Genomic DNA, 20,841 nt, shown 5'->3' on the forward strand with positions numbered 1-20,841 from the left:
CACTCGATCCCCAGGGAAGACATGACCCAGCATCTCGCTGCCCCTGCCGCCCCCGCCACCGAGACGCGCACGGACTGGTGGCGCGGCGCGGTGATCTACCAGGTGTATCCGCGCAGCTTCGCCGACAGCAACGGTGACGGCATGGGCGACCTGGAGGGCATCCGCAGCCGGCTGCCGTACCTCAGGGACCTCGGCGTCGACGCCGTCTGGCTCAGCCCCTTCTACGCATCGCCGCAGGCCGACGCCGGCTACGACGTCGCGGACTACCGCGCCATCGACCCGGTCTTCGGCACCCTCCTGGACGCCGACGCGGTCATCCGCGACGCCCACGGGCTCGGCCTGCGCGTCATCGTGGACCTGGTGCCGAACCACTCGTCCGACCGGCACGACTGGTTCCGGCGCGCGCTGAACGAGGGCCCCGGCTCCCCGCTCCGGGAGCGCTACCACTTCCGCCCCGGCAAGGGCGCCGACGGCGAACTCCCGCCCAACGACTGGGAGTCCATCTTCGGCGGCCCCGCCTGGACACGGGTCCCCGACGGCGAGTGGTACCTGCACCTCTTCGCACCCGAACAGCCCGACTTCAACTGGGAACACCCCGCCGTCCAGGACGAGTTCCGCTCGATCCTGCGCTTCTGGCTCGACATGGGCGTCGACGGCTTCCGCGTCGACGTCGCCCACGGCCTGGTCAAGGCGGCGGGCCTGCCCGACATCGGCAGCCACGACCAGCTCAAGCTGCTCGGCAACGACGCCATGCCGTTCTTCGACCAGGACGGCGTGCACGAGATCTACCGCAGCTGGCGCAGGGTCCTCGAGGAGTACGCGGGCGAACGCATCCTCGTCGCCGAGGCGTGGACCCCGACCGTCGAGCGCTCCGCCCACTACGTGCGCCCCGACGAGATGCACCAGGCCTTCAACTTCCAGTACCTGGGCACCTCGTGGGACGCCGCCGAGCTGCGCGAGGTCATCGACGTGTCGCTGGCCGCGATGCGGCCCGTGGGCGCGCCCGCCACCTGGGTGCTCTCCAACCACGACGTGACCCGGCACGCGACGCGCCTCGCCAACCCGCCGGGACTCGGCACCCAGCTGCGGACCGCGGGCGACCGCGAGCTCGGCCTGCGCCGCGCCCGCGCCGCGACCCTGCTGATGCTGGCCCTGCCCGGCTCCGCCTACCTCTACCAGGGCGAGGAGCTCGGCCTGCCCGACGTCACCGACCTGCCCGACGAGGTGCGCCAGGACCCGTCGTTCATCCGTGCCAGCGGACAGGACGGCTTCCGGGACGGCTGCCGGGTGCCCATCCCGTGGACCATCGAGGGCTCCTCGTACGGCTTCGGTCCCGGCGGCAGCTGGCTGCCCCAGCCCGCCGGGTGGGGCGAGCTGAGCGTGCAGGCACAGACCGGCGACCCCGGCTCGACCCTGGAGCTGTACCGCAGCGCGCTCGCCGTGCGCCGGGCGGAGCCGGGGCTCGGCGCGGGCGGGGCGATCCAGTGGCTCGACGCCCCCGAAGGCGTGCTCGCCTTCGCCCGCGAGGGCTTCGTGTGCACCGTGAACACCACCGCCGAGCCCGTGCGGATACCGGCGCCCGGCCGGATCCTGCTCGCCAGCGAGGAGGCGGAGGTCACGGACGGAGCCGTGCGGCTGCCCGCCGACACCACCGTCTGGTGGGCGGTGTGACGCTTTCCTCCGCGCCGCGGGACGCCCACCGGGGCGCCCCGCGGCTTCTGGACATCGCGGCCCAGGCCGGCGTCAGCGAGGCCACCGCGAGCCGCGTCCTGAACGGCAAGGCGGGGGTCGCGACCGGCACCAGACGCCGGGTGCTCGCCGCCCTCGACGTCCTCGGCTACGAACGGCCCACCCGGCTCAAGCGGCGCAGCGCCGGCCTCGTCGGCCTGGTCATCCCCGAGCTCACCAACCCGATCTTCCCCGCCTTCGCGCAGGTCATCGAGCAGGTGCTCGCCGGGCACGGCTACACCCCGATGCTCTGCACGCAGATGCCGGGCGGCGCCACCGAGGACGAGCTGGTCGAGCAGCTGGAGGACCGCGGGGTCAGCGGCATCATCTTCCTGTCGGGCCTGCACGCCGACCTGACGGCCGACACCGCGCGCTACCGCGAACTGGCCCACCGCAACGTGCCGTTCGTCCTCGTCAACGGCTACAACGAGGACATCCCGGTCTCCTTCGTCTCGCCCGACGACCGCTCGGCGGTGCGCATGGCCGTACGCCACCTCGTCGACCTCGGGCACGAGCGGATCGGCCTGGCCATCGGCCCGACGCGGTACGTCCCCTCGCGCCGCAAGGCGGAGGGGTTCACGGCGGCGCTGCACAGCATGCTCGGCCTGGCACAGGGGGAGGCCGAACGGCTCGTGCAGCGCACCCTGTTCACCGTCGAGGGCGGGCAGGCCGCGGCCGGCGCCCTCCTCGACCTCGGGTGCACGGCGATGGTCTGCGGCAGCGATCTGATGGCGCTCGGCGCCATCAGGACGGTGCGTGAGCGCGGTCTCGCGGTGCCCGACGACGTCTCCGTGGTCGGGTTCGACGACTCCCAGCTCATCGCCTTCACCGACCCGCCGCTGACCACGGTGCGGCAGCCGGTGCAGGCCATGGCGAGCGCAGCGGTGGGTGCCCTCCTGGAGGAGATCGACGGAAACCCCGTGCAGCGCACGGAGTTCGTGTTCCAGCCGGAGCTGGTCGTGCGGGGTTCAACCGGAGTGTGTCCAGAGGGTTGACCCCGCCTTGGGGGCGCCATACGGTCCAACCCGCAACAACTTGTGCTGACTTGCTGCAAGCACTTGCTGAAGGTCCCCCAACGCGCAGGAGGTACCCATGACCGGCCGGACCATCAAGAGCCGCAGACCCGTCGCCACCGCGCTCGCCCTGGCGGCGGGCCTCGCGGGCAGCGTCGTCGCGGGAGCCCCCGCGGCCCAGGCGGCCCCGCCCGGCGGCAAGGACGTCACCGCCGTCCTCTTCGAGTGGGACTTCACGTCGGTCGCCAAGGCCTGCACGGACCGGCTCGGCCCGGACGGCTACGGCTACGTGCAGGTCTCGCCGCCGCAGGAGCGCCTCCAGGGCGAGGCGTGGTGGGCCGCCTACCAGCCGGTCAGCTACAAGATCGGCACCCGGCTCGGTGACCGCACCGACTTCAAGCACATGGTCGACACCTGCCACTCCGCCGGGGTGAAGGTCGTCGCCGACGCGGTGATCAACCACATGACCAACGCCTCCGGCACCGGCTCGGCGGGCTCCCGCTTCACCAAGTACGACTATCCCGGCACGTACTCGGCCTACGACATGGACGACTGCAAGGCCGACATCAGCAACTACCAGGACCGCTGGAACGTCCAGCACTGCGAACTGGGCGGCCTGGCCGACCTGGACACCGGCGAGGAGTACGTGCGCGGCCGCATCGCCACGTACCTGAACGACCTGCTCTCCCTCGGCGTCGACGGCTTCCGCATCGACGCGGCCAAGCACATCCCCGTGGACGACCTGAAGAACATCAAATCCCGGCTGAGCAACCCCGGCGTCTACTTCAAGCAGGAGACGCTGCACGGCGCGGGCGAGGCCGTCGACCCGGGGGAGTACACCGCCACCGGCGACGCCCAGGAGTTCCGCTACGCCAAGGACCTGAAGCGGGTCTTCACCAACGAGAAGCTCGCCTACCTCAAGAACTACGGCGAGGGCTGGGGGTACATGCCGAGCGGCAAGTCGGCGGTCCTCGTCACCAACCACGACACCGAGCGCCACGGCCAGACCCTCAGCTACAAGGACGGCGCCGACTACACCCTCGCGCACGTCTTCATGCTGGCCTGGCCCTATGGCTCCCCGGACGTCCACTCCGGCTACGAGTTCAGCAGCAACGACGCCGGGTCGCCCGACGGCGGCCACGTGAAGGCCTGTTACAGCGACGGCTGGAAGTGCCAGCACGCCTGGCCGGAGATCCGCAGCATGGTCAAGTTCCGCAACACCGCGCGCGGCGCCGCCGTCACCGACTGGTGGGACAACGGCAACGACGCCATCGCCTTCGGCCGCGGCGACAAGGCGTACGTGGTCATCAACCACGAGGGCGCCACCGTCAACCGCACCTTCCAGACCTCCCTGGCGGCCGGCACGTACTGCGACGTGCAGAGCGGCAGGAAGGTCGCCGTCAACGGCTCCGGCCGGTTCACCGCGTCCGTGGCACCGAACACCGCCCTCGCGCTGCACACCGGCTCCAAGAGCTGCTGAGCAGCCCCCATGACCGGCCGCCCGGCCCATCCTTGTCCCCGCTGCCGGGCGGCCGCACCTTCTTCCCACCCCTCAAGGAGAGACTCTCGTGACCGGCTCCCCGCGCCGCACCGCCGTCACCGTGGCGGTCGCCCTGCTCGCCGCCACCGTGCCCCTCACCGCGACGGCCACGGCCGTGCCGCTCGCCCCTTCGGCGCGGGGCGCCGAGGCCGCGCCGGCCGACGGCCTCGACCTGTCGAAGTCGCGGGCCCAGTGGATCGACCGGTCCACCCTCGCCTGGGACACCGGCACGGGCGCCGTTCACGAACTCCTGTACGCACCCCACGGCGGCCTCACCGTCAAGGACGGCGACATCGCCGGCAAGGCGCACCGACTGCGCCTGACCCCGGCCGACGGCGGCCTCACCGACGCCCAGAAAGCCAAGTACCCGCACCTCAAGGGCTACGCCGCCTTCACCGTCGACCCCCGCGACCGCGACCGGATCCGCGCGGCCCTCACCGGCCAGCTCGTCGCCACCGGACGCGCCGCCGACGGCACCCTGCGCGCCGCCACCGGCGTCCAGACCCAGGGCGTCCTCGACGACCTCTACAGCGCGGCCGCCACCAAGGCCGCCCTCGGCCCCCGGTTCGCGCACGGCCGCGTCACCCTCGCCGTCTGGGCCCCGACCGCGCAGCAGGTCTCCCTCGACATCGGCGGCCGCACCGTCCGCATGCACCGCGACGGCGCCTCCGGCGTCTGGTCGGCGACCGGGCCGAGGAGCTGGTCGGGCAAGGCCTACCGGTACGTCGTCAAGGTGTGGGCGCCGAGCGTCCAGAAGGTCGTCACCAACAAGGTCACCGACCCCTACTCGACCGCCCTCACCAGCGACTCCGAGCGGAGCCTCGCCGTCGACCTCGGCGACCCGAAGCTCGCACCCAAGGGCTGGTCCACGCTCCGCAAGCCGAAGGCCACCCCGCTGCGCGACGCGCAGATCCAGGAGCTGCACATCCGGGACTTCTCCATCGAGGACCGCACCGCGGACCACCCCGGCAAGTACCTCGCGTTCACCGACGAGAAGTCCGACGGCATGCGGCACCTGCGCCGCCTCGCCCGCTCCGGCACGTCCTACGTCCACCTGCTGCCCGCCTTCGACATCGGCACCGTCCCCGAGCGCGCCGCCGAGCAGACCACGCCCGACTGCGACCTGCCCGCCCACGCCCCCGACTCCGAAGAGCAGCAGAAGTGCGTCACCGAGAGCGCCGCCGAGGACGCGTACAACTGGGGCTACGACCCGCTGCACTACACCGTCCCGGAAGGGTCCTACGCGAGCGACCCCGACGGCACGCGCCGCACGGTCGAGTTCCGCAGGATGGTGCAGGGCCTGAACGGCTCCGGCCTGCGCACGGTCATGGACGTCGTCTACAACCACACCGTCGCGAGCGGCCAGGCCGACAAGTCCGTCCTCGACAAGATCGTGCCCGGCTACTACCAGCGCCTGGAGGCCGACGGCACGGTCGCCACCTCCACCTGCTGTGCCAACACGGCACCCGAGAACGCCATGATGGGCAAGCTCGTCGTCGACTCGATGGTCACCTGGGCCAGGGAGTACAAGGTCGACGGCTTCCGCTTCGACCTGATGGGGCACCACCCCAAGGCCAACATCCTCGCCGTCCGCAAGGCCCTCGACGCGCTGACCGTGGCGAAGGACGGCGTCGACGGGAAGAGCATCGTCCTGTACGGCGAGGGCTGGAACTTCGGCGAGGTCGCGAACGACGCCCGCTTCGTCCAGGCCACCCAGAACAACATGGCGGGCACCGGCGTCGCGACGTTCTCCGACCGCTCGCGCGACGCGCTGCGCGGCGGCGGCCCCTTCGACGACGACCCGGGCGTGCAGGGCTTCGCCAGCGGCCTGTACACCGACCCCAACGCCTCGAAGGCGAACGGCACTCCGGCCGAGCAGAAGGCCCGCCTCCTGCACTACCAGGACCTCATCAAGGTCGGCCTCTCCGGCAACCTCGCCGACTTCACCTTCACGGATTCCTCCGGACGCAGGGTGAAGGGAGCCGACGTCGACTACAACGGCTCCCCGGCGGGTTACGCGGCGGCCCCCGGCGACGCCCTCTCCTACGCCGACGCGCACGACAACGAATCGCTGTACGACGCGCTCGCCTTCAAGCTCCCCGAGGGCACGTCACCGGCCGCCCGCGCCCGCATGCAGGTCCTCGCGATGGCCACCGCCTCGCTCTCCCAGGGTCCGGCGCTCTCCCAGGCCGGCACGGACCTGCTGCGGTCCAAGTCCCTGGACCGGAACTCCTTCGACAGCGGCGACTGGTTCAACGCGATCCACTGGGACTGCCGCGCGGGCAACGGCTTCGGCCGCGGTCTGCCCCCGGCCGCCGACAACAAGGCCAAGTGGCCCTACGCCAAGCCCCTGTTGTCCGCCGCGGCGACGCTGACGCCGGGCTGCGCGGAGATCGACGGCACGTCGGCCGCGTACCGCGACCTCCTGAAGATCCGCACCACGGAACCCGTCTTCTCCCTCGCCACATCCGGACAGGTCCAGTCGGCCCTCTCCTTCCCGCTCTCCGGCACCACCGCCGAGATGCCGGGCGTCATCACCATGAAGCTCGGCGACCTCGTGATCGTGTTCAACGCGAGCCTGGAGGCGCAGCGGCAGCGCGTGACGGCGACCGAGGGCGTCCGGTACGCCCTGCACCCGATACAGGCCTCCGGCGCCGACCGGACCGTCAAGTCGTCGGTGCACGAGCGGAGTTCGGGAACCTTCACCGTCCCGGCGCGGTCGGTGGCGGTCTTCAAGCGCGGGTGAGCCGGCTGAAGTTGTCCCCGAAGGTCCAGCCCTTGGACCCGTCCCAGTTGATCGACCAGGTCATCAGGCCCTTCAGGGCGCCGTTGTAGTGGTTCCAGGCCTGGGCGACGAGGCTCGGGGACATGTAGCCGCCACCGGCGCCCGGCTGGGCGGGGAGGCCAGGGACCTGCTTGTCGTAGGGGACCTTGACGGTGGTGCCCTGGATGGTCAGGCCCTTGTTCAGGCAGTCGGTCTGGGCGGTGAAGCCCTGGACGGTGCCCGCGGAGTAGGAGTCGCCGGAGCAGCCGTACATGCTGCCGTTGTAGTACTGCATGTTGAGCCACCAGAGGCGGCCGTTGTCCGCGTACTTCTTGATGATCGGCAGGTACGCGCCCCAGATCGAGCCGTACACGACGCTGCCCCCGGTGACGTACGCCGTCTCCGGGGCCATCGTCAGGCCGAAGCCCGCGGGCATCCGGGCGAGCACGCCGTCGATGATGCGGACGAGGTTGGCCTGCGAGGGCGAGAGCTGGTTGATGTTGCCGCTGCCCACGAGGCCGGTCTCGATGTCGATGTCGATGCCGTCGAAGTTGTACTTCTTCAGGATCGGCACGATCGTCTCGACGAACCGGTCGGCGACGGTGCTCGAGCTCAGGTCGATGCCGGCCGTGGCGCCCCCGATGGACATCAGGATCGTGGCACCGTCCGCCTTCGCCTGGCACATCTCCGCCGGCGTCGCGACCTTCACGGTTGCGTCCATGCCGTCCTCCCACAGGACGGTGCCGTCGGAGCGGATCACGGGGAAGGCGGCGTTGATGACGTTGTAGCCGTGCTGGCGGATGCGGGGGTCGGTGATCGGGGTCCAGCCGAACGGCGGGTGCACGCCGTTGGCCGCGCCGTCCCAGTTCTCCCAGTACCCCTGGAGCACCTTGCCCGCGGGCTTCGGCTTCAGCGCGCAGGTATCGGCACGGGTGTCGGACCGAGGTCCGGCCGGGTCCGGGGCCGCGGCGGCGGCCGGCAGCTGTGCGACACAGACCAGTGCCAGGGCGGACCCCAGCAGGCGTAACGTCCGACCGATCACGCTGTGCTCCCTGGGTGCGGTGGGGGAAGGGGAGACGTGTTCGTGCGGTGCGTCAACCTAGGCTGGACCAGACCAGTCGTCAATAGGTCTGTACCAAAGCGGAGGCTTCGGGCTCGGCCGGTCGCGGCTCAGGTGTTCACCGGCAGACCCTGCGGCTCCTTGATCCGCTTCATGATGATCTGCGAGTTGACCTCGGTGACCCCCGCGAGCGCCGTCAGCCGCTCGATCCAGAGACGTTCGTACGCGGCCAGGTCGGCGACGGCGATGCGCAGCAGGCAGCCGGGGCTCCCGAACAGGCGGTACGCCTCGATGACGTCCGGGATGTCCTGGAGCGCCGCCTCGAACGCCTCGACCGTCTCGCGGTCGCGCCGCACCTCGATGGAGACGAGCACCTCGAAACCCCGTCCCACCGCCTCCGGGTCCACCACGGCGCGATAGCCCTGGATCACGCCGTCCAGCTCCAGCTGGCGCACCCGCCGCAGGCACGGCGACGCGCTGAGCCCGACCCGCGCGGCCAGCTCCTGATTGGTCAGACGGCCATCGCTCTGCAACTCGCGCAAAATGCTGCGGTCGATCTCATCCATGACGCAATTATCCACTGCGCATATTGCGAAAGCGCCGGAATTCGGCAAACACATTGCGCGCTGTTCGATCTATCCTTGCGCCGAGGCTGCCCACCACCCGGGGGCTGAAGGACCTCAGCACCCTGGGAGGTACGCGGACGTGGAAGCACAGGCGCGCCGGATCGTCGTCATCAGCACCGGCGGGACCATCGCGAGCCGCTGGCAGGGGACCGGCTTCGCCGCCGACGCCCCCGGCCGCGAAGTGCTCGCCACGGCCGCGATACCCCACGGCATACGCTCCGAGGTCATCGACCTGTTCAACGTGAACAGCCCGCGCCTGACCTCCGCCCAGCAGCTCACCCTCCTGCGCACCGTGCGCGAGGTGTTCGCCGACCCCGGCGTCGACGGCATCGTCGTCACCCACGGCACGGACACCCTGGAAGAGTCCGCCTTCCTGCTCGACCTCCACCACGACGACCCGCGCCCGGTCGTCTTCACCGGGGCGCAGAAGCCGCTCGGCGCCGAGGACGGCGACGGACCCGGCAACCTCTACGACGCGCTGCTCACCGCCGCGACCGTCCGTGACCTCGGCGTCCTTGTCGTCTTCGACGGCAAGGTGCACGCCGCCCGCGGCACCGTGAAGACCCAGACCCTCGCCGCCGACGCCTTCGCCGACCCGTCCGCGCCGCCCGTCGGCAAGGTGGGCTTCGGCAAGGTCTCGATCCTGCACCGCCCGGCGCGCCCCGAGCCGCTGCCGATCCCCGCCGACCTGCCGACCGGGTCCCTGCCGCGCATCGACATGGTCATGCACCACGTCGACGCCGACCCGCTGTTCCTGGAGACGGCGGTCGAGGCGGGCGCGGAGGGCATCGTGCTCGTCGCCACCGGCGCGGGCAACGCGACCCCCGAGTTCGTCGCCGCCGTCACGGCCGCCATCAAGCGCGGTGTCGTGGTCGCCCTCACCACCCGCGTCCCCGCCGGCCCCGTCACCGAGATCTACACCCACGGCGGGGCGGTCGACCTCGCGGCGGCCGGAGCGGTGCTGACCGGCACGCTGCGTGCCGGGCAGGCCCGTACGGCGCTCCTCGCCGCGCTGCTCTCCGCCTCCGGCCCGGCCGAGCGGACGGCTCAGCTGCGCCGCATCGTCGCGGAGCCGGCGGACGTCGCCGACCAGGCTGCCTGAGGCGTCCCGCCTCGGCAGACCGATGACAATTCTGCGGGCCGCATGTGGCCGGCCGCGCAGTTCCCCGCGCCCCTGACGGGGCCGCCTCGCCCCGGAAGAGAACCATCATGACCGCCGCCCCCGCCCTCCGCCGCGAGCACGACCTGCTCGGTGACCGGGACGTGCCCGCCGACGCCTACTGGGGCATCCACTCCCTGCGCGCCACGGAGAACTTCCCCATCACGGGCATCCCGATCTCCGTGTACCCGCAGCTGATCGACGCGCTGGCCGCCGTCAAGGAGGCCGCCGCCCGCGCCAACGAGGAGCTGGGGCTGCTCCCGAAGGCCAAGGCCGACGCCATCGCCGCCGCCTGCCGGGAGATCCGCGCGGGGCACCTGCACGACCAGTTCGTCGTCGACGTCATCCAGGGCGGCGCGGGCACCTCCACCAACATGAACGCCAACGAGGTCGTCGCCAACCGCGCCCTCGAACTCCTCGGGCACCCCAAGGGCGCGTACGAACACCTGCACCCCAACGAGGACGTCAACCTCAGCCAGTCCACCAACGACGTCTACCCGACCGCCGTGAAGGTCGCGACGGTAAGCGCGGTCCACGGGCTGCTGCGCGCGATGTCGGTGGTGCAGGACGCGTTCGCGGCGAAGGCCCTGGAGTTCCGTGACGTCCTGAAGATGGGGCGCACACAGCTCCAGGACGCCGTGCCGATGACGCTCGGCCAGGAGTTCTCCGCGTACGCCGTGATGATCGACGAGGACCGCATGCGGCTCGCCGAGGCCGTCGAGCTGATCCACGAGATCAACCTCGGCGCCACCGCCATCGGCACCGGCCTCAACGCCCCCGCCGGTTACGCCGAGACGGCCCGCCGCCACCTCGCCGAGATCACCGGCATGCCGCTGGTGACCGCCGCCAACCTGGTCGAGGCGACACAGGACTGCGGCGCCTTCGTGCACCTGTCCGGCGTCCTGAAGCGGATCGCGGTCAAGCTCTCCAAGAGCTGCAACGACCTGCGGCTCCTGTCGTCCGGCCCGCGCGCGGGCCTCAACGAGATCAACCTGCCGCCGGTGCAGGCCGGTTCGAGCATCATGCCCGGCAAGGTCAACCCCGTCATCCCCGAGGTCGTCAACCAGGTCGCCTTCGAGGTGATCGGCAACGACGTCACCATCACCATGGCCGCGGAGGCCGGACAGCTCCAGCTCAACGCCTTCGAGCCGGTCATCCTGCACTCGCTCGCCAAGAGCATCACCTCGCTCCGCCAGGCCTGCCTCACGCTCGCCGAGCGGTGCGTGGAGGGCATCACCGCCAACACCGAGGTGCTGCGCGCCTCGGTGGAGACGTCCATCGGACTGGTCACCGCGCTCAACCCGTACATCGGCTACACCGCCGCCACGGAGATCGCGCGCGAAGCGCTCGCCACGGGCCGGGGCGTCGCCGAACTGGTCCTGGAGAAGGGGCTGTTGCCGCCGGAGCGGCTGGCTGAGCTGCTCACCCCTGAGCGGGTGGCCGGGGCTGCTTGAGCGGTTCGGGGTTTGTTGTTCTCCGCGGGCCGGTGGGGGCTTGTCGCGTCCGCGCGGCGGAGCCGCATATGTCACAGCCCCGCGGCCCTCAGGGGAGCCCCTCCTATCGGGGCGCCAGAACCTCCAGCGCGGCCTGGGCCGTGAACTCGCCGTGGCCGCCGCGGAACACCAGGTCCGCCGATGTGAACGCCTCGTCGGAGGCGTGCGCCGCGACGTACGGTATCGCCACACACCGCATCCCGGCCGCTCGCGCCGCCAGTGCGCCCGGCGCCGCGTCCTCGAAGACCACGCAGTCGGCCGGGTCCGCGCCCAGCAGCCCGGCCGCCGCGAGGAACACGTCCGGCGCCGGCTTGCCGCGCGGGACCTCCTCGGCGGAGACGACCGTGGTCAGCCGGGCGTCCAGGCCCGTGCCGGCCAGGATCGCCTCGATGGCCGCGCGCGACGACCCGGACGCCACCGCCATCGGCACGCCCGCCTCATGCAGGTGCTCGACGAGCTTCCGCATCTCCGGGTAGACGGGCGTATTGGCGCGCGCCAGTTCCAGATAGCGGCGGTCGAGGTCGGCGAGCAGTTCGGCCGCCGAGGCCTCGATGCCGTACTCCGTCCGCCACCGCGCGAGCGTCTCCACGGAGCTGATGCCGACGTACTGCTCGTTGTCGGCCCAGGTGTACTCCCGGCCCGTGAAGTCGGCGAGCAGGGCCCGCGACGCTTCGTAGTAGTTGGGCTCGCTGTCCACGAGAGTGCCGTCGAGGTCGAAGACGACCGAGGTCCTGCCGAAGGTGCTCATGGCCTCCAGCATGCCAAACGGCCAGGTCACCCCGGTCCGGCGGTCGACCTGCCGACCGATTCGACCAGCGGGAGCAGGCGGTGCGGCACCCGCTCCCGCAGCGCCATCTCCGTCCGGGTGCGCACCACGCCCGGCAGGTTGATCAGCTGCTGGATGACGTCCTCCAGGTGCCCGTTGTCCCGGGCCGCGACGCGGGTCAGCAGGTCGCCGCCGCCCGTGATCGAGTGCGCCTCGATGATCTCGGGCACGGCGGCGAGCGCGTCACCGACCTCGTCCAGATACCCCTGCGTGACCTCGATGTGGACGAAGGCGAGCACGGGGTGGCCGAGCGCCGCGGGGGAGAGGAACGGGCCCGTGCCGGTGATCACGCCGTCCCGCTCCATGCGGTCCAGCCTGGCCTGCAGGGTGCCGCGGGCGATCCCGAGGACGCGCGCGTACTCGCGCAGGCTGGTGCGGGGCTGTTCGAGGAGCAGCCGCAGGATGCGGGTGTCGAGTTCGTCGACGGCCATGGTCCGAGGTTCTCCCAGGTGAGCGGGGCTGATCGCTGGTGACTGTAGCCGCTGGGCCCGCGGCTACGGCTGTGCCTGGGCCGCGATGAACTCGTCCCAGGTGGCGACCGACCCGGCCGGTGGCGCGGAGATCGGCGGGACGGCGCCGAAGTCCGAGTACTCCTCGTTGACCACCTCGGGCCCCTTCTTGCCCGTGCCGGTCTCGCGTGACTTGAGGACGAGGTCGTCCTTGCCGACCCACATGTCGATGACGACCGAGGTCAGGCCCTGCTTCTTCGCCATGGAGACGTAGCTGTCGCGCAGGTCCTCGGAGAGGGCGGGGCCGGTGTACTTCGCGAGGTCGTCGAGGACGACCTTGCCGCGGTAGTGGTCCGCGGTACGGCCACCGGCCTTCTCCTCGGCGACCCACCGGGTGGAGTCCGTCGCGGCGAGCGCGCCCGCGAACTCGGAGACGTAGCCCGCCGCGCGCGGCGCGCCCCCGCCGTCGCCGCCGAGGTCCATGCTGTACCACTTCTTGCCGGGCACCCTGTCCGTCTTCATGTACGTCGTGCCGCCCACGGAGATCATGTGGCTGACGCCGTCCGGATTGGCCGCGGACTTTCCGACCTCGGCCTTGATGACCGTGGCGGCCGGCTTCTTCTGGTACAGCATCTCGGACCGGTCCGAGCCGCCCTGCCCGGTCTGGACCGTCCGGTACGAGGACTGCGCCCCGACCTTCTTCGCCGCGGCGAGCAGCACGGCGCGCGCGTCCTTCCGCTCGTCGGACGCCGCCGTGTTCTTGTCACGGGCGGCGCCGTCGCCGCCGTCGTCGCTGTCCGAGCCGCAGCCCGCCAATACCGTCGCCAGCGCCGCTCCCACGGCCGCCATGACGAGGCCCCGCCCCATGACCTGCACTGTTCTCGTTCCCTCTCGATCGTGCCCACCCGGCTGTGCCGAGTGCGCAGTGATCTTAAGGGTTACTCGGGTCGGGCTACTTCGGCGTGACCCAGACCTGGCGCTTGTACGTGTTCGCCGCGTGCAGCTGGACCTTGGTGCCGTTGGCGGTGGAACCGCCCCGCACGTCGAGGACCTTGCCGGACGCGACGTGCACGATCTGTCCCCTGGCATTCACCGACCAGCGCTGCGACGCGCCGCCGTGGCAGTCGGAGAGGCTGATCCTGTTGCCGTTGGTGCTCTGGTTGCGGTAGTTGTCCAGGCACTTGCCCAGCGCCCGGAACGTGCCGTCCTTCTGCAGGATCCACGACTGCGCGACGCCGTTGTTGCAGGTGTAGAGCTGGATCTGCGTGCCGTTGGCCGCCTTGCCGCCCTTGACGTCGAGGCACTTGCGGCCGATGCCGGTCACCTTGCCCTGCGGGGGCAGCGCCGCGCCGCCGCCGCGGGCCAGGTGGCGCAGGCCCTGCATGTCGTACTGCTGGACGTAGGTGCCCGCGCGCTTGTCCTGGTACGCGTTGGTGGGCGTGCACATCACCGGGAACTGGCCGGAGTCGGTGCCCTTGACGCAGTCGCCGCGGGCCGCGCTGCGGTTGGCGTGCGCGAGGCCCATCGTGTGCCCGAGCTCGTGGCTGATGTGGTTGCGCAGGTAGGTCGCGCCCATGGACGGGGCGGGCCTGCCGTCCGCGGTGAAGAACTCGTCGTCGATGTACGCGTGCCCGCTGGTCACCGTGTCGGCGAGGGACGAGGCGTAGAAGCCGCAGCTCAGGTTCTTGCTGCCCGAGCCGTCCCGGACCACCTTCCAGCCCGACGAGCCGCCGTCGGCCGGGGGAACGCAGGGCCGGCGCAGGAGGCCGACGACGATCTCGCCCCTCGGCCGGACGTAGTCCCAGCCGACCGGCCTCGTGTCGACGGACACGGGCAGCGTCGTGACCCGCCGGAGGTCCGCGGCGGACTTCTTCACGTAGGGGCCGAGCCAGTCGGCGGCCCGCTTGTCGTAGAACTTGATGGTGTAGCCGGTGGCGAGGTACTTGGACGCGCCGCCCGACTTCCAGCCCGTGCCGTGCGGGGCCCCGGCGGCCGCCTGCCGTGAGGAGGACGCCGGGGGTGGCGGCTTCAGGGACATGACGCCGTTCTCGAAGGAGGTCCCGTCCGTGCGGGAGACGCCGAAGTCGTCCCTCTCGGCGGCCGGCCGCGCGTCCGCAGGCTTGTCGTCGCCGCCGGTGCCGAACGCGGCGGGCGACAGCTGGACCCCCGCCACGACGGCCGCCGCGGCACCCGCGACGGCCATCGCCATGCGGCGCCTGCGCGCGCCGCGCTTCCGTATGGAACTCAAGTCCCCGTCGTCCTCTCACTGAACACATTGAGCCGAACAGATGATAGGGGGAACTGAGGTACGAACGTGGCCAGTTGGGCGTCAGTGGGCACGGGGTGTCAGTGCGCATGGGGCGTCAGTGCGCGTCCTCCGTCGGGCGCAGGCCCTTGGGGATCTTCGCCCAGGTGAGCGCCGCGGCGGCCAGCGGCAGCGCGGCCGCCATCAGGAACGTCGGCGTCATCCCGGAGGTGAACGCGTCGGCGGCCCGGGTGAGCAAGGTGGCGCCGGCCGGGCCCGTGAGGTCGTGGGCGACCCGCGCCGCCTCGCCGATCGAGTCGCTCACGGCCGCCGTGGTCCCCGCCGGAAGGCCAAGCTCGGGCAGGTTCACGCGGTACAGCGCGGTGGCGACGCTGCCGAGGACGGCCACGCCCATCGCGGCGCCGAGTTCGTAGCAGGTCTCCTCGACCGCCGCGGCACCACTGACGTCCTCGGCAGGGGTGGCGGCCATCAGCGTCACCGACGCGGCGGTCGTCGCGATGCCGACGCCGCAGCCGAGCACCGCGAGCGCGACGGCGATCCCGCCGTAACCGAGCGGCCCCGACAGCTGGAGCAGCCACGGCAGGGCGAGCCCGGCCGCCATCACCATCAGGCCGCCGCCCATGACGTGCCGGATCGGCAGCCGGTGCATCAGCGCCGGGGTGACCAGCGAGGTGAGGACCAGGCCCAGCGGGGCCGGCAGCAGCCGGATGCCCGCTTCCAGGGGCGTGTAGCCCTGCCCGTACTGGAACCACTGCGTGATCAGGAACAGCGCCGAACCCAGCGCGATCATGCCGAGGAAGATCGAGGCCGCGGCGATGGCGAAGGGGCGGGACGCGAAGAGGCGTACCCGCAGCAGCGGATGCGCCAGGCGCAGCTGGCGACGGACGAAGAGGGTGAGCGTCACCGCGGCGACGACGAGGAGCGCCCAGGCCACCGGGTCGGCGGGGCCGCCCTTGCCGAGCTGCTTGATGCCGCCTGCCAGGGCGAGCATGCCGACGACGGACTGGCCGACGCCCCACCAGTCCCAGCGGCCCTCGCGGGGCTGACGGGACTCGGGCAGGATCCACAGGCCGAGCGCGATGACGACCAGCGCGACGGGGATGTTGATCAGGAACGCGGACTGCCAGCCGTCGTGCTCGACCAGCAGACCGCCGACGACCGGCCCGAGCGCCATGCCGCCGCCGAAGACGGCCGACCACACCGCGTAGGCGAGGGCGCGCTCGCGGGCGTCGGTGAAGACGTGCCGCAAGATCGACAGAGTGGCCGGCATGATCGCCGCGCCACCCGCGCCGAGCAGTGCGCGGGCGGCGATGACCTGCCAGGCGGCGGTCGCGAAGACGGCGAGCAGCGAGGCGAGGGCGAAGACGCCGAAGCCGATCAGGAGCAGCCTTTTGCGGCCCCACCGGTCGCCGAGCGCGCCCGCGGTCACGAGGAGTCCGGAGAGCACGAGGGCGTAGATGTCGATGATCCACAGCTGCTGCACGGAGCTGGGCCGCAGCTCGGTGACCAGGGACGGGAAGGCGACGTTCAGGATCGTGGTGTCCATGGCGATCAGCAGGAGGCTGCCGGAGAGGATCGCGAGGACGGCCCAGCGCCGTGAGTCACGTTGCGGGGTCATGGGGAGTAACACCTCAGTTCCGAATGAGACATCAATGTCTCACAAGAAACGTACGAGTGTCCACCGAGCCGCCGAGCCACCGTGCTCACAAGCGCACCATTGCCACGCCGCAGGGGTCACTCCACGCGCTGGAGCGCCTCCGGGGTGAGATCGGCGAGCGTCGGGTAGCCGTCGACCGCCATGAGGAGGTCGGCCTCGGCGAGCAGTGAGCGCAGCACGTGCGTGACGCCGTCCGCGCCGCCGATCCCGAGGCCGTACGCGTAGGGGCGGCCCACGCCGACGGCGGTGGCGCCGAGCGCGACGGCCTTGACGATGTCCGCGCCGCTGCGCACTCCCGAGTCGAAGAGGACGGGCAGCCCGTCCGCGGCCTCGACGACCGCGGGCAGCACGTCGAGCGCGGGCAGTCCGCCGTTGGCCTGGCGGCCGCCGTGGTTGGAGCAGTAGATGCCGTCCACGCCGCCGTCCTTCGCGCGGCGCACGTCCTCCGGGTGGCACAGGCCCTTCACGATCAGCGGCAGAGGCGTGAGGGAGCGCAGCCACGGCAGGTCGTCCCAGGTCAGAGGGTTGCCGAAGAGCTGCACCCACTTGAGCACCGCCGACTGCACGTCCTGCTCCGGGTCGGCGGGCAGCTGGGCGCGGAAGACCGGGTCGCTCGTGTAGTTGGCCAGGCAGTGGCCGCGCAGCTGGGGGAAGTTGGAGGTGCTCAGGTCGCGCGGGCGCCACCCGGAGATCCAGGTGTCCATGGTCACGACGATGCCCTTGAAGCCGGACTTCTCCGCCCGGCGCACCAGGCTCTCGGCGAGTGCGCGGTCGGTCGGCGTGTACAGCTGGAAGAAGCCGGGCGTCTCGCCGAGCTCGCCCGCGACCGCCTCCATCGGATCCTCGGACAGCGTGGAGGCGATCATCGGAACGCCGGTCCGCGCGGCCGCCCGCGCCGTCGCGAGATCCCCGTGCCCGTCCTGCGCGCAGATCCCGAGAACCCCGACGGGCGCCATGAACAGGGGAGACGGAAGTGTCATGCCGAACAGCTCGACGGACAGATCGCGTTGCGCGGCTCCGACGAACATCCGCGGTATCAGGCCCCAGCGCTCGAAGGCGGTGACGTTGGCGTTCTGCGTACGCTCGTCACCCGCGCCGCCGGCGACGTACGAGACGATCGAAGGCGGCATGGCGGCATGCGCCCGCGCTTCCAACTCGTCAAAGGTCATCGGGTACTTGGGGACGACCCCACGCAGCCCATCGAAGTAGATCTCGTCCTGATAGTCCTTGAAGTGCTTGAAGTCCTTGAGGTCCTTGTGAGGGCGAGGAATCGCGTTCATGGGCGGCCTTCCCGGCGTGGCGGAGCGGACACCGCGCCTTCGACGCCGGTGCCGACGGATGACCGCTCAGTCTGGTTTGAAGCTGATGTCAGGGTCAATGTGTGGCAAGGGAAGCGATCGCGGGCGGATTGAGGATCAGCGGGCGGGGGCATCACCGTGGGGCAGGACCGGTCGCGCGCCACGGGTCGCGGCCCCGGTGGCGACGTTGATCGCGGGTGGACGCCGGTTTTTCTCGGGGAGGGGAGTGAGCTGCCATGCGTGCGCACCAGCGCGCCCATCGGTCCAAGGAACGGGTGGTGTACGCGCTGCCGCAGGAGCCCGCGTCGGCGGGCCGGGCGCGGCACCTGACCTCCGGGTTCCTTTCAGGATCCCGCCGCCGCAAGACGGAGGTGGCCGCCGAGCGCGTGGACGACGCCACGCTGATCGTCTCGGAGCTCGTGTCCAACGCACTGCGGCACGCGGACGGCGGCTGCCGCCTGAGCGTGGAGGTCTCCGGCGACCGAGTGACCGTCGAGGTGACCGACACCAGCCCCGAACGCCCCCGGGTCCAACGGCAGAGCACGGACAGCGAGAGCGGCCGCGGCCTGGCAATGGTCCGCCAACTGGCCCACCGCCTGGAGGTGGTGGGCACCCACCGGGGCGGCAAGACGATACGAGCAGTACTGGCCTGAGCACCGCACTGCCGCCCCGCCCCGCGGTACCGGTCCGTGGGGGGGCTTCAGCGATCGACCACCCGGCGTGCGTCCAAAGGCCAGGACCCCGTGCCGACGATGTGCTCGATGAGCCTGAACGCCTCCCGGACGGGGACAGTGTCCTCGTCCGGGTACTCGTCGTGCTGCCCGTCGGAGAGGACGAACCCATCGCTCGATCCCTCGGCTTGCGGGCTCACGGCATGCTCGCCGGGATCTCCGGCTTCTTCGAGCAGCATCACCATCGCGCGCTCAGAATTCGTGACGAAGGCCAGCGACCGCCCGGACGAACTGGTCAGCCACGTCTCGAGCCGCCCGGTGTCAATCCTCTCCCGGAGGACTCCCGACACCATCTCGGGCGACACACGAACAGGTTCGTCATCATCGATCGTCCAGGACTCGGTCACGATCACGACGATCTCACGGACGGATCTATGGCGCGCCGGGCGAGGGCGGGAGCGTGAGCTGTAGTTGGGGTGGCGGTGGTAGGGGTGTGGGGGAGTCCGTCTCTGGGGCGGCGGTGTGGAATGCCTCGATCATGTAGGCGGCGAAGCGGCGGGAGGCCGTGAGTCGGGCCGTGCGCGGGGTGTCCTGAAGGCCCCGGTGGGCCGCGAGCATGAGGACCAGGTCGTCGAGGACGAAGCCGGGGCGCAGGTGGCCGGCCTCCTGGGCGCGGCGTGCCAGTTCACCGACCGCGCGCAGCGTCTGCTCCCGGTCGGCGGTGAAGTCCATGGCCTCGGGGAACGCCGCCATGAAGGCGTCGGCGAACCCCCGGCTCTGCGCGTGGAGTTCGCAGATCCGCTCGACCAGGCTCCGGAAGCCGGACCACGCGTCCGACTCCGCGAGGGCGTCGCGGACGGCGGCATGGCACTCCCGCCGCTGCTCGGCGAAGGTCTCCACGATCAGCGCCTGCTTGGTCGGAAAGTGCCGGTACAGCGTGGCGGGGCCGACACCGGCCTGCCGGGCGACCTCGCGCATGGGCGCGCCCAGCCCCTCCTCACCGAACACCGTGCGGGCGGCGTCCAGGATGCGGATCCGGTTGTCGCGGGCGTCGGAGCGCACGGACTGAGGCAAATGGTGGCTCATCGCTTCTCACTTTAGCCAAGCGGACGGGGGCGTCCGTTACGTTCCGATGGCGGTGCTGCCGGGCCTGCCGGGCCGCGCGCACCTGCCACCCAACCCCCCACCAACCGCGAGGAGTAGTCATGAAAGCCGTCGTGATCAGGACGTTCGGCGACCCCGACGGCCTGGAGGTCGTCGATGTGCCCGCGCCCGTCCCCGCCCCGGGACAGGTGCGGATTGCCACGGAGGCGGTCGGGGTGGGCGGCGTGGACGCCGTGATCCGCCGGGGAACGCTTGCCGCGCACGGCTTCCGGGAGGGCCATCTCCTCGGCAGCGAGGTCGCGGGAACGGTCACCGCGGTGGGGGACGGCGTGGACGCCTCGTGGATCGGGCGTCGGGTGTGGGCGTTCACCGGCCTGTCCGGCGGATACGCCGAGCAGGCCGTCGCCGCGGTCGAGGACGTCCTCGTCCTGCCGGACGGCCTCACCGGCACCGACGCGGTGACGCTCGGCGGTTCTGGTGTAGTCGCCCACTTCGCCCTGGACCGGGCCCGTTTCACGCCCGGCGAGTCGGTGCTCGTGCGCGGTGCGGCGGGCAGCATCGGGATCACGGCGGTCCAGCTCGCGGCCAGGCGCGGCGCGAGCGCGGTGGCGGTCACCACCTCGTCGGCGAAACGCGGCGCCCGCCTGCGGGACCTGGGCGCGACCCATGTCCTCGACCGCTCCGGCGAGGGAGGCCCGGATACGCCGACGGGCTTCGACGCAGTGATCGACATGATCAATGGCCCACAACTCCCCCTCTTCATCGACAAGTTGAACCCCAACGGACGCTACGTGGCTGTCGGCGTGGTCGGTGGTCAGCCGCCGACGGACTTCGGCATGCGGCTGATGGACGGCTTCCGCAAGTCGTTGTCGTTCACCACCTTCAGTTCCGACACCGTGCCCGTCCCCGACCGGCAGGCCGTGCGATCGTCTCAGTTCACCGAAGCCGCACACGGAGAGCTGCGCACGGTCGTGCACGAAGTGCTCCCACTGGACCGGGCGGCGCGGGCCCACCACGCGATGGACGCGGGTGAGGTGTTCGGCAGGATCGTGTTGGTGCCCTCATCCGGAGCCACCGCGACGGGGTCTCCGAAGAGCCGTCAGCGACTCCGCGACACCCTCCAGCGCCACGGATGTGAGTGAAGGCCTGGCGTGGCCCCAGCAGGCCCGGGTCAAATGGACTCATGA

At 71.2% G+C, this 20,841-nt stretch carries 17 protein-coding genes and 1 pseudogene; 8 read left to right on the forward strand and 10 right to left on the reverse strand.

The window, feature by feature from the left end; genetic code table 11:
* Positions 1–21: 21 nt before the first annotated feature.
* From ACZ7LU_RS17655 to pulA, 4 genes and pseudogenes are all read left to right on the forward strand, one after another.
* A complete protein-coding gene (locus ACZ7LU_RS17655) occupies positions 22–1,671 on the forward strand; it encodes a glycoside hydrolase family 13 protein (protein WP_468718708.1) in 1,650 nt (549 codons plus the stop codon).
* Complete coding sequence (locus ACZ7LU_RS17660) at positions 1,659–2,723, forward strand: LacI family DNA-binding transcriptional regulator (protein WP_398311808.1); 1,065 nt, start codon at positions 1,659–1,661, stop codon at positions 2,721–2,723. The genes ACZ7LU_RS17655 and ACZ7LU_RS17660 overlap by 13 nt, the downstream gene beginning before the upstream one ends.
* A 97-nt stretch (positions 2,724–2,820) precedes the next feature.
* Positions 2,821–4,218, forward strand: a pseudogene (locus ACZ7LU_RS17665) (alpha-amylase); the annotation flags it as partial.
* A 91-nt stretch (positions 4,219–4,309) separates the two neighbouring features.
* Complete coding sequence (gene pulA / locus ACZ7LU_RS17670) at positions 4,310–7,027, forward strand: pullulanase-type alpha-1,6-glucosidase (RefSeq protein ID WP_471917148.1); 2,718 nt, start codon at positions 4,310–4,312, stop codon at positions 7,025–7,027.
* On the opposite strand, the gene ACZ7LU_RS17675 is transcribed toward pulA, so the two are convergent.
* Together ACZ7LU_RS17675 and ACZ7LU_RS17680 are read right to left on the reverse strand one after the other, a co-directional pair.
* On the reverse strand, positions 7,014–8,087 hold the full coding sequence (locus ACZ7LU_RS17675) for a chitinase (protein WP_468564443.1): 1,074 nt from the start codon (positions 8,085–8,087) through the stop codon (positions 7,014–7,016). The genes pulA and ACZ7LU_RS17675 overlap by 14 nt on opposite strands.
* 128 nt (positions 8,088–8,215) lie before the next feature.
* Positions 8,216–8,671: an Lrp/AsnC family transcriptional regulator gene (locus tag ACZ7LU_RS17680; protein WP_398311799.1), complete on the reverse strand. Its 456-nt coding sequence runs from the start codon at positions 8,669–8,671 to the stop codon at positions 8,216–8,218.
* 139 nt (positions 8,672–8,810) lie between these two features.
* Here ACZ7LU_RS17680 and ACZ7LU_RS17685 point away from each other — a divergent pair, with 139 nt between their 5' ends.
* Both ACZ7LU_RS17685 and aspA read left to right on the forward strand, forming a co-directional pair.
* Positions 8,811–9,833, forward strand: a complete 1,023-nt coding sequence (locus tag ACZ7LU_RS17685; RefSeq protein ID WP_471917149.1) for an asparaginase — start codon at positions 8,811–8,813, stop codon at positions 9,831–9,833.
* 107 nt (positions 9,834–9,940) lie between these two features.
* Positions 9,941–11,344 carry an aspartate ammonia-lyase gene (aspA, locus tag ACZ7LU_RS17690; RefSeq protein ID WP_398311793.1) on the forward strand — a complete coding sequence of 468 codons (1,404 nt, stop codon included), beginning with the start codon at positions 9,941–9,943 and terminating at the stop codon, positions 11,342–11,344.
* A 103-nt stretch (positions 11,345–11,447) separates the two neighbouring features.
* Here aspA and ACZ7LU_RS17695 read toward each other — a convergent pair whose 3' ends face one another.
* The 6 genes from ACZ7LU_RS17695 to ACZ7LU_RS17720 all read right to left on the reverse strand — a co-directional run bounded on the left by ACZ7LU_RS17695 (position 11,448) and on the right by ACZ7LU_RS17720 (position 17,861).
* On the reverse strand, positions 11,448–12,131 hold the full coding sequence (locus ACZ7LU_RS17695) for an HAD family hydrolase (protein ID WP_471917150.1): 684 nt from the start codon (positions 12,129–12,131) through the stop codon (positions 11,448–11,450).
* A gap of 26 nt (positions 12,132–12,157) precedes the next feature.
* Complete coding sequence (locus tag ACZ7LU_RS17700; RefSeq protein ID WP_398311787.1) at positions 12,158–12,640, reverse strand: Lrp/AsnC family transcriptional regulator; 483 nt, start codon at positions 12,638–12,640, stop codon at positions 12,158–12,160.
* A gap of 63 nt (positions 12,641–12,703) precedes the next feature.
* Positions 12,704–13,525: an SCO4651 family lipoprotein gene (locus ACZ7LU_RS17705; protein ID WP_471917151.1), complete on the reverse strand. Its 822-nt coding sequence runs from the start codon at positions 13,523–13,525 to the stop codon at positions 12,704–12,706.
* Positions 13,526–13,610: 85 nt separating this feature from the next.
* Positions 13,611–14,906: a ricin-type beta-trefoil lectin domain protein gene (locus ACZ7LU_RS17710; protein WP_471917152.1), complete on the reverse strand. Its 1,296-nt coding sequence runs from the start codon at positions 14,904–14,906 to the stop codon at positions 13,611–13,613.
* 115 nt (positions 14,907–15,021) lie between these two features.
* Entirely contained in the window at positions 15,022–16,542 is a 1,521-nt protein-coding gene (locus ACZ7LU_RS17715) for an MFS transporter (protein ID WP_471917153.1), read from the reverse strand.
* 116 nt (positions 16,543–16,658) lie between these two features.
* The gene (locus ACZ7LU_RS17720) at positions 16,659–17,861 is read right to left on the reverse strand and encodes an alpha-hydroxy-acid oxidizing protein (RefSeq protein WP_471917154.1); all 1,203 of its coding nucleotides are present in this window, start codon (positions 17,859–17,861) and stop codon (positions 16,659–16,661) included.
* A gap of 254 nt (positions 17,862–18,115) precedes the next feature.
* On the opposite strand from ACZ7LU_RS17720, the gene ACZ7LU_RS17725 reads away from it, so the two are divergent.
* On the forward strand, positions 18,116–18,532 hold the full coding sequence (locus ACZ7LU_RS17725; protein WP_471917155.1) for an ATP-binding protein: 417 nt from the start codon (positions 18,116–18,118) through the stop codon (positions 18,530–18,532).
* A 47-nt stretch (positions 18,533–18,579) separates the two neighbouring features.
* Here ACZ7LU_RS17725 and ACZ7LU_RS17730 read toward each other — a convergent pair whose 3' ends face one another.
* On the reverse strand, positions 18,580–18,957 hold the full coding sequence (locus ACZ7LU_RS17730; protein ID WP_471917156.1) for a hypothetical protein: 378 nt from the start codon (positions 18,955–18,957) through the stop codon (positions 18,580–18,582).
* Positions 18,958–18,982: 25 nt separating this feature from the next.
* Positions 18,983–19,636, reverse strand: a complete 654-nt coding sequence (locus ACZ7LU_RS17735; RefSeq protein ID WP_471917157.1) for a TetR/AcrR family transcriptional regulator — start codon at positions 19,634–19,636, stop codon at positions 18,983–18,985.
* A gap of 119 nt (positions 19,637–19,755) precedes the next feature.
* Here ACZ7LU_RS17735 and ACZ7LU_RS17740 point away from each other — a divergent pair, with 119 nt between their 5' ends.
* Positions 19,756–20,796 carry a zinc-dependent alcohol dehydrogenase family protein gene (locus tag ACZ7LU_RS17740; RefSeq protein ID WP_471917158.1) on the forward strand — a complete coding sequence of 347 codons (1,041 nt, stop codon included), beginning with the start codon at positions 19,756–19,758 and terminating at the stop codon, positions 20,794–20,796.
* Positions 20,797–20,841 lie beyond the last annotated feature (45 nt).

This window comes from Streptomyces sp. NPDC039462, assembly GCF_055639375.1.